General features: G+C 60.1%; 4 protein-coding genes. 2 read left to right on the top strand and 2 right to left on the bottom strand.

From position 1 onward, the window contains the following. The first annotated feature begins 115 nt into the window (after positions 1 to 115). Together phnX and AC1DH9_RS26340 are read left to right on the top strand one after the other, a co-directional pair. Positions 116 to 943: a phosphonoacetaldehyde hydrolase gene (gene phnX, locus AC1DH9_RS26335; protein WP_427545314.1), complete on the top strand. Its 828-nt coding sequence runs from the start codon at positions 116 to 118 to the stop codon at positions 941 to 943. Between the two features lie 199 nt (positions 944 to 1142). Next, positions 1143 to 1700 (top strand): cytochrome b, encoded by a 558-nt coding sequence (locus AC1DH9_RS26340; protein WP_427545312.1) that lies wholly within the window; start codon positions 1143 to 1145, stop codon positions 1698 to 1700. Here AC1DH9_RS26340 and AC1DH9_RS26345 read toward each other — a convergent pair. Together AC1DH9_RS26345 and AC1DH9_RS26350 are read right to left on the bottom strand one after the other, a co-directional pair. Then, complete coding sequence (locus AC1DH9_RS26345; RefSeq protein WP_427545310.1) at positions 1687 to 2619, bottom strand: 1-aminocyclopropane-1-carboxylate deaminase/D-cysteine desulfhydrase; 933 nt, start codon at positions 2617 to 2619, stop codon at positions 1687 to 1689. The genes AC1DH9_RS26340 and AC1DH9_RS26345 overlap by 14 nt on opposite strands. 171 nt (positions 2620 to 2790) lie before the next feature. Beyond that, positions 2791 to 2933 (bottom strand): hypothetical protein (locus AC1DH9_RS26350; RefSeq protein ID WP_477809084.1); only part of this gene is annotated, 143 nt, incomplete at its 5' end.

Genomic DNA, 2933 nt, shown 5'->3' on the forward strand with positions numbered 1-2933 from the left:
GAAGCGTCTGGTTTTACGACTGCTTCGCAGCCGAACGCAGCCTCGCAGGCTCGGCAGCTGCTACGGGGCGAGTCATGGCTTTGCTTATCATTCTCCCAATTACAGGAYTTGAGACATGAACTACAACAACCCGACTCAGCTGCAAGCCGCCATCCTCGACTGGGCAGGCACCGTGGTCGACTTCGGCTCTTTTGCGCCGACCCGGATCTTCGTCGAAGCCTTTGCCGAATTCGATGTCCAGGTGTCCATCAAAGAAGCCCGCGGACCGATGGGCATGGGCAAGTGGGACCACATTCGGGCCCTCTGCGATCAGCCGGAAGTAGCCGAGCGCTATCGCCAGGTTTTCGGTCGTACACCGAGCGACGATGACGTGACCGCCATCTACAAGCGCTTCATGCCGCTGCAAATCGAAAAAGTCGCCGAGCACTCGGCACTGATCCCGGGTGCCCTGGAAACCATCGCCAACCTGCGCCAGCAAGGGATAAAAATCGGCTCGTGCTCCGGTTACCCGAAGCAAGTCATGGACAAAGTCGTTGAACTGGCCGCCACCAACGGCTATGTGGCTGACCATGTAGTCGCCACCGACGAAGTGCCGAATGGCCGCCCATGGCCGGCTCAAGCCCTGGCCAACGTGATCGCGCTGGGCATTGACGATGTCGCCGCCTGCGTCAAGATCGACGATACCGTGCCGGGTATTCTCGAAGGTCGCCGTGCCGGCATGTGGACTGTCGCGCTGATCTGCTCGGGCAATGCTCTGGGCCTGACCTACGACAGCTATCGCGCGCTGGGCAGCGACGAACTGGCCAGCGAACGCAAGCGTATTCACGCCCTGTTCGAAGGTTCGCGCCCGCATTACATGATCGACACCATCACCGACCTGCCGGAAGCGATCGCCGACATCAACAAGCGCCTGGCCAACGGTGAGATGCCGCAAAGCAGCTGATTACCGCGTCAATTGCAGAAAGAAGCGCCAGTCCCTGAACCGGGGCTGGCTTTTTTTTGTCCATTTGTCTGGCGCAGAGCGCTCGATAAGGTACGAAGCCTGATCTGACTCAGGCAAATCCGCGCAAACAGGATTACAGTTAACCCACTCCGTCACACAAGAACGGAGGCTTCAGACCTGATAAACGAGGAAAAACCGTATGCCCTGGAAGAATTCCGAATCACGCTACAGCACCGTATCAATCATGCTGCACTGGTTGATGCTGGTACTGTTGGCGCTGGTTTACGCGAGTATCGAACTGCGAGGGATGTTTCCCAGGGGCAGTGGCGGCCGAGCCCTGATCACGGAAACGCACTACATGATCGGTCTGACCGTGTTCGCACTGGTCTGGTTACGGCTGTTCGCCCGCAGCCTGGGACGCGCTCCGCAAATCTTCCCGGCATCGCCCCCATGGCAAACCGTGCTTGCCCGGCTGATGCACTGGGCGCTGTATATGTTCATGATTGCCACGCCGATTCTCGGTTGGCTGGTCACCAGCGCCAACGGTCATCAGGTGATGTTCTACGGCATCGACCTGCCGTTGCTGATCGGGGAAGACAAAGCACTGGCCAAGCAGATCAAGGGCTGGCATGAGCTGGCCGGCACCCTCGGCTATTGGCTGATCGGCCTGCATGCCGTGGCTGGGCTGTATCACCATTACGTGGTACGTGATAACACCCTGCTGCGAATGATGCCCAAGCGCGTCAGCCCTGACTGATAGACGTCAAACCCCGGCGGCCCTGCAAGCCGCCGGTGTGCACGAAAATCAAGCGTGTGCCAGAGGTAAAAAAACCGCCATCGACCTGTTGCTTGAGTGCCCATAGCGCTTTACCGGTGTACAGCGGCTCCAGCGGGGTACCGCTGGCCTGCTCGCAGCGTTCGATAAATTCCAGCAACGGCGGGTCGACTTTGGCGAAACCGCCGCGACTGCCGTCGAACAGCTCATATCCCCCGTCCGGCAAGCCGCATTCACCGAGAATTGCCTCGACCTGCTGTGCTACCCCATGATCATCGGGAACCGCCAGCACGCCATACACCGGATGCCTCCCCTCCTCGGCCAGTACCAGCCCGGCCAGCGTGGTGCCCGTTCCGCAGGCCAGCCACCAGCCGTCATGGTCATTCCAGCCTAACGCCTTCAACTGTTCGCCGACCTGAGTCAGTAACTGCCCGCAACCACGCGCACCGAGCAGACCGCCACCGCCTTCGGGGACCGGATGCAGGTGTGGGTATTGCGCTTGCCATGGCTGCCAGAAACCCGGTTCGTGGCGTGCGCGATAACCACCGTAACCCAACCAGTGCAGTTGCATGCCAAAGGCCTGTAAATCCACCACGGTCGGGGTGTCTTGCGGATGCCCGCGCAGCAGGCCGACGGTAGGAAAACCAAAACGTTTACCGGCTGCCGCCAGCGCATGCAGATGATTGGACCAGGCACCGCCCAGGCTGATCACACCTTCGGCACCAGCCTCGCGGGCCACCCTTAGATGATCAATGAGCTTGAACCACTTGTTGCCGGAAATCAGCGGGTCGATCCGGTCCAGACGCAGGATTGCCACCTCGATGCCAGCGGTGGCGAGCCAGTCGAGTTGAAGACGCTCAAGCGGGGCATGGGGGAGCCAGTCGCTGGGAGGAGAAAGCATTGATGCCGGCTCTTTGGGAAAGAGCCGGCATCTTAGCAGCAGACAGAACGCCATCGCAGGCAAGCCAGCGCCCACAAGGGTTCAGAGTTGAACCACCATTGGCTGAGCAACATCAATCCAATGTGGGAGCGGGCTTGCTCGCGAAAGCCATTGGCACGTTCGAGCGACGTATTACAACTCGGCAGCCAGACGCGAACCCTGATTGATCGCACGCTTGGCATCCAGCTCCGCCGCTACATCCGCACCGCCAATCAAATGCACGTTCTGCCCGGCGGCCACCAGACCGTCATGCAACTCGCGCAACGGATCCTGCC

It is taken from the genome of Pseudomonas sp. 05T35, assembly GCF_056396605.1.

What these genes read in the sequence shown, in the direction of transcription:
- phnX (WP_427545314.1), top strand. Translation starts at nt 116, where the DNA reads ATGAACTACAACAACCCGACTCAGCTGCAAGCCGCCATCCTCGACTGG.
- AC1DH9_RS26340 (WP_427545312.1), top strand. Translation starts at nt 1,143, where the DNA reads ATGCCCTGGAAGAATTCCGAATCACGCTACAGCACCGTATCAATCATG.
- AC1DH9_RS26345 (WP_427545310.1), bottom strand. Translation starts at nt 2,619, where the DNA reads ATGCTTTCTCCTCCCAGCGACTGGCTCCCCCATGCCCCGCTTGAGCGT.